We start from the raw sequence: 5,317 nt of genomic DNA, 5'->3' as shown, positions 1-5,317 counted from the left end.
AGACTCGATTCACAATCACGCGAGCCAGCAGGGGGTTTGATTCGTCCGTGAACCATTGCGCCAGTTGAAGTCGACCACTTCCTCCCCCCTCGGGAATGGGCTGACCTCCCAGGATTTCGAGATTGCGCCGCGGAACTTCATCTCCCAGACGATCCGGTTCACCTCGCTTCTGAACGCGAACATTCACCGGGGTTGCTTCCGAAACAGCGTAGGCCAGTTCGTACAGAGAGTTGTTCGCAACCTGTTCACGCTGCTTTTTCAATTCTGCGAGCGAATCCAGCACTGACTTCAGCTTCGCCTCCTGCTCGGGCGAAGCAGGAACGGTACGTGAGATTGCAAAGGGCTGGTTCTGAATTCCGAGATTGTCCAGATCTCGCACCGCCGTCCGTCCCGGAGCTTTTCCGATTCCGTCGGACACAAACGTGTTGATGATGCCGTCCCAGTTACTTGCGAGACTCTTGTTCTCGAAGGAAATCGGACTGGTTTCACCTGCCTTCAACAATGTTCCGGAATAGGTTCGATTCTTGAGATCGAACGTAATGGCCAGATTGTACCAGGCACCAGTTTCCAGCGATGAGACCAGTTCCCACGCGTCGCCGTTACGGACCTGGAACTCTTCGTTACTGATGCTCGCTTCAAACGCCAGCGAGACGATCGCACCATGCCCAAGGTAAAACCGGTAAGCCGCTTCCCCTTCGGCTCGATCGACGTTCCGGAAATCCAGGTTGAAATAAAGCTGTGGAGAAGTCTCGACCGTGTGATTCTGGAATTCCCGTCGAACACCTTCATTCGGGACGGTGTTCTTGACGCGAACTCCCCGAGAACCGGCGGGATGCACATGCGTAAAAGGGCTCTGAGCTTCAGCCAGCACGAGATTGGGGCCTGCAGTCACCCAGGGAGCCTTCGGAGCCTGCCCCAGTTCCTGCTGTTCCACACCGTAATCAAGACCGCCACCGATCATTGCGGGATCGAGCGTCAGGCGATCGAAATCAAGTCTGCGGATTTCTCCATCCAGCACCGCCAGTTGCTTCGCACGTTCCTGGTCACGCCGCTGAACTTCGGATGGCATCACCACCGGAGAAAAATGTCGCGGACGCTGCAGTTCTTCACCACCGGGAAACGCGAAACGGCTGCTCGCAAAAATCCCGTACAGGGCGTAGTAGTCATTGGCGGAAACCGGATCATACTTGTGATCGTGGCACCGGGCACATCCCAGCGAGAGCCCCAGCAGCGATCGCCCGACAGAGTCGATCGTGTCCGCGATGTCCAGATGCACGAATTCCGTGTTGTCGTTGTAGCCGAACCGCTTTCCGACAGCCAGAAATCCGGTGGCGATGACACGGTCTGCGTACTGTTCGGGCGTTTGATTCCCGCTTTCGAGCGCCTGTTTGGCAATGATGTCACCCGCAAGTTGTTCGCGCACAAACTCGTCGAAGGGCTTGTCGTTGGCAATGGATCGGACGACGTAGTTGCGGTAGCGATAGGCTTCGGGAACGGGGTAGTCTGCTCCGTCACCCGCCGTATCGGCATAGCGGACAACGTCCAGCCAATGACGACCCCATCGCTCACCATACTCCGGCGTGGCCAGCAGGCGGTCGACGACGGTTGCAAACGCGTCTGGAGAGGAGTCCGCGAGAAACGCCCGGATTTCTTCGATGGTCGGAGGAAGTCCAGTGAGGTCATAGGTGACGCGGCGCAGCAGGGTGCGTTTGTCAGCGAGCCCAACAGGCTTCACCTGATGTGCAAGATGTCCGGCGTGAATGTAACGGTCGATTCGAGTCTGATTCCAGGCACTGTCCTGGGCCTCAGGAGGATCGATCACCTGAACTGGCTGCAACGACCACAGCGGCCCCGCCTGAGCGACGGAGGTCGACGTATCGACCGAACCGGGCCAGGGGGCTCCCATCTCGATCCACTTCGTGAGCACCGCGACTTCAGTTGCCTTCAACGCACTGTCGGGAGGCATCGCCGACGCATCGCCGGTCCGGCGGACCGCAGTCAGCAACAGACTCTCATCGGGCTTCCCCGGCACGATGGCCGGCCCACTGTCCCCCCCTTTAAGAGTCGTCTCGCGACTATCCAGTCGAAGACTTCCTTCCTGCTTTTTGCTGCCGTGGCACTGCTGACAGTTTTCGATCAGCAAAGGACGGACGTGATTCTCAAAATATTCGGCCTGTTCGGCGGTCGGCTCGTTGGCCCACGCAATCTGGCTACCCAGCAAGGCGATAAGCCCCCCCAGGAAAGTCAGACGGCACAGGCTTCGGTGCCATTGTCGTGTCGTAGGGTTTTGTGGAAGGAATTTCATCTTCAGTGTCCTCCAACCTGAGGTGCAGCCTGCTCCGGCTCCAATGGTTTCGAAGCGTTGATAAAGCACCAGCAGAGTGCCGCGATCACGTAAACGGACGCGTACGTGAAAAATACGGCCTGATAGCCAGCCATCGACGCAGTGTATTTTTCGGCAGCGGTCAAGGCCTCGGTCCCGGAAGCTGCAGCCTGTTTGACGTAACGCTGGACGATTTCCCCCGTTAACCAGGCCGCCAGAGACGAACCCACAGTCCCCACGGTGTTCATGAGCGCCCCGGTCACCGCGGCGTGTTGTCGTCCCAAGTCCTGACAAGTCGCCCAGGCAGCCCCCAGCGTCAGATCGACACACAAAGCCGCGAGGGAAATCGAAATGCAGAACTGATGAATCGATTTCGCCTGGTAGACGCTCCACCATGACAGGGCACAGACCAGCATGGCGGTACATCCGACGATCTGCCGTGCGCGGCGCCGGTCACCGATCCGCTCGGCAATGAAACCGATGATGATCCCACCCGAAATACAGCCAATCGCCCCGACCCATAAAGGGGCACCCGCATAGACCGCCCCCAGTAAGTCTCCTTCGGATAACTGAAAGCGATCCTTCAGATAACTTGGGAAATAGCTGACATTAAAAAACCATCCGTAGTTGATCAGCGAATACATGAGACACAAAGCCCACAGGCTTCGATTCTTCAACATGGCCTTGACGGGAATATTCGAGTGGCTGTGCGGAGTCCACGTTGATCCGATCAATTCGCGTTCCGCCGCATTGACAGCAGGATGGTTTGCCGGTTGATCACGAAACCACCAGGCAAACACCACACACCACACCAGGCCGAGTCCGCAGAAGAAGAGGAACGCGCCGCGCCAGTTCAGCAGGGGAGTCGAAAATGTCGTACCACTGACAAGAATCGCCCAGACAAGCGGAGTCACGCCGCCGGCAATTCGTCCCGACATCCAGATGTAGCCCTGAGCTGTCTCCCAGTTCTTCATGGGGAACCAGTTATGGATCGCGCGGGTAATATTCGGATACGCACCCGCTTCACCCGCACCGAACAGGAAGCGAATCACGATGAGCGTTGTGAGCCCCCCCAGCGTGAGGCTGCCAAATTTGAGACCAACTAAGCCCGTGGCCGCGGTGAACAGCGACCACCAGATCACGATTCGGAGCAGGGTACTGCGCGGCCCCAGACGATCTCCGAGCCACCCTGCGGGAAGTTCAAACAGTCCATAGGCAATGGCGAAGGCCGTGTAAGCCCACTTTAACTGCTCCTGACCGCTTAAACCGAAATCTCTCGTAATCCCCGAGGCTGCCGAAGCGAAACAAACGCGGTCGATGTACGTAATCATCGACAGCCCGCACAACAGGCCAAGCACTCCAAAACGGACGTTCGTCGGACGCAGAGCCACATCAGAAGTGGTCTGCTGCGACTCGAGCGATGTCGAGGCTGTCGTGCTTGCACCTGTCATACGTAACTTCACCTGTCATGGGAAAGAAGGAAAGGATTGATCTACCTGAGAGCCGTTTGAAAGAAACGACCGTCGCGCTCTCAGCCCGTTTCCATCAGTCAATCACCCGCCCCACGACGACGATGTGTTGTCCACGCGGAATCGGTGAAACCCAGGCCTGAGCCAGCACCACACCATCGACACCCGCCCTCACCGGCCAGGGGTCCATGTCGATATGGTCGAAATCGTGCAGGTAGCCAACGATGTCACCTTCCTTGACCTGGGTGCCACATTCGAGGATCGGTTCGTAGTGACCATCAAACGGAGCGACCGAGAAGCAGGCACGGTCGACCATCTCCAGCTTTCGCTGAGTCCCCGCGGCGTGATAGCCGATCTTCTCGATCGTTCCATGGAGCTGATCGTGATGGATGGCCGCTGCCAGCACCCCGTGGCGACCGTAACGGACCCCTTCAGGATTGACCGCACATCCCCAACCCAGCTCGGTTCCGACCGTGATTTTGCCCAGTCGTTCGGCTTCACTGGGGAGCAACCCGGGCGTGATGTTCTGGTAAATCATCAGGCTGGGAGTACCGAACCAGCGAGCGGTCTCTTCGATCTTCTTCGACTGTACGGGATCGTCCACAGGATGAAAGCTGGCACAGATCGAGAAGCGTGCCACATTACCACCCGAGTGCAGGTCGATAACGACATGGACTCGCGGCCAGATATATTCACGGACGAAGGCCGCAATGCGGTGCGTAATTCCGGAAAGTGAGGGCTGGACACCGGCACCATCCACGAATGCGCGGTTCAGGTTCACCCGGTCATCCGGAGAACTTTCACGTGTCCCGGCCCGAAACGCAGAGGGATTCAGAACGGGGATGAAAATGATGCGGCCCCGAACGTCCTTCAGATCGATTTCGCGAATCAGGTGTTTAAGAACCACGGGCCCTTCGTACTCGTTACCATGATTCGAACCGAAAGTGACGAGCCCTTCGTCCGGCTTGGCTTCGGGACCAACCCAGACGGTCAGCGGGATCAGGTGATCCCCCCAGATGCTGTCATGCTCAAGGGCGACCCAGTAGTCACGACGACCGGGAGAATCGAGATCAAGCTGTTTTGGACGGGCGACAACGCGAGACATGAAGTGAAACTTTCTATCGAATGATAAGGCTTACGCCAGAATTGCCTGGATCAGTTCGCCATGGACGTCAGTCAGCCGGAAATCTCTTCCTGCGTATCGGTAGGTCAGACGCTCGTGATCAAATCCCAGCAGATGAAGAATCGTCGCATGGAGATCGTGGACACTGGTCGGATTCTTCTCGGCCTTAAACCCGAAGTCATCCGTGGCGCCGTAGGCAGTCCCCCCTCGAATTCCGCCCCCTGCCATCCAGACGCTGAATCCGTAGTGATTGTGATCGCGTCCCAGTTGCGATTTTCCATCGCCCCCCAGTTCAACGGTCGGGGTTCGCCCGAATTCACCGCCGCAGATGATCAGCGTGTCATCCAGCATCCCGCGCTGTTTCAAGTCGGTGATCAGGGCCGCGATGGGCTGATCGATCTG

4 protein-coding genes are annotated in these 5,317 nt (G+C 57.6%); all 4 read right to left on the bottom strand.

The genetic code is table 11. The features are described 5' to 3' along the window. On the bottom strand, positions 1-2,305 hold a 2,305-nt coding region (locus VGE80_RS07020; RefSeq protein ID WP_440592148.1), incomplete at its 3' end, for a DUF1549 domain-containing protein. A gap of 2 nt (positions 2,306-2,307) precedes the next feature. Then, entirely contained in the window at positions 2,308-3,774 is a 1,467-nt protein-coding gene (locus VGE80_RS07015) for an MFS transporter (protein ID WP_440592147.1), read from the bottom strand. A gap of 94 nt (positions 3,775-3,868) precedes the next feature. Then, positions 3,869-4,897, bottom strand: coding sequence for a succinylglutamate desuccinylase/aspartoacylase family protein (locus tag VGE80_RS07010; protein WP_440592146.1), 1,029 nt, complete (start codon positions 4,895-4,897; stop codon positions 3,869-3,871). A gap of 30 nt (positions 4,898-4,927) precedes the next feature. Further along, the coding region (locus VGE80_RS07005; RefSeq protein WP_440592145.1) for a DUF1501 domain-containing protein at positions 4,928-5,317 on the bottom strand (390 nt) is incomplete at its 5' end.

Origin of the sequence: Schlesneria sp., from assembly GCF_036405755.1 — a bacterium.
In the GTDB taxonomy this organism is placed as follows: Bacteria; Planctomycetota; Planctomycetia; order Planctomycetales; family Planctomycetaceae; genus Schlesneria; species Schlesneria sphaerica.
This window is presented reverse-complemented; position numbering and strand designations above follow the sequence as displayed.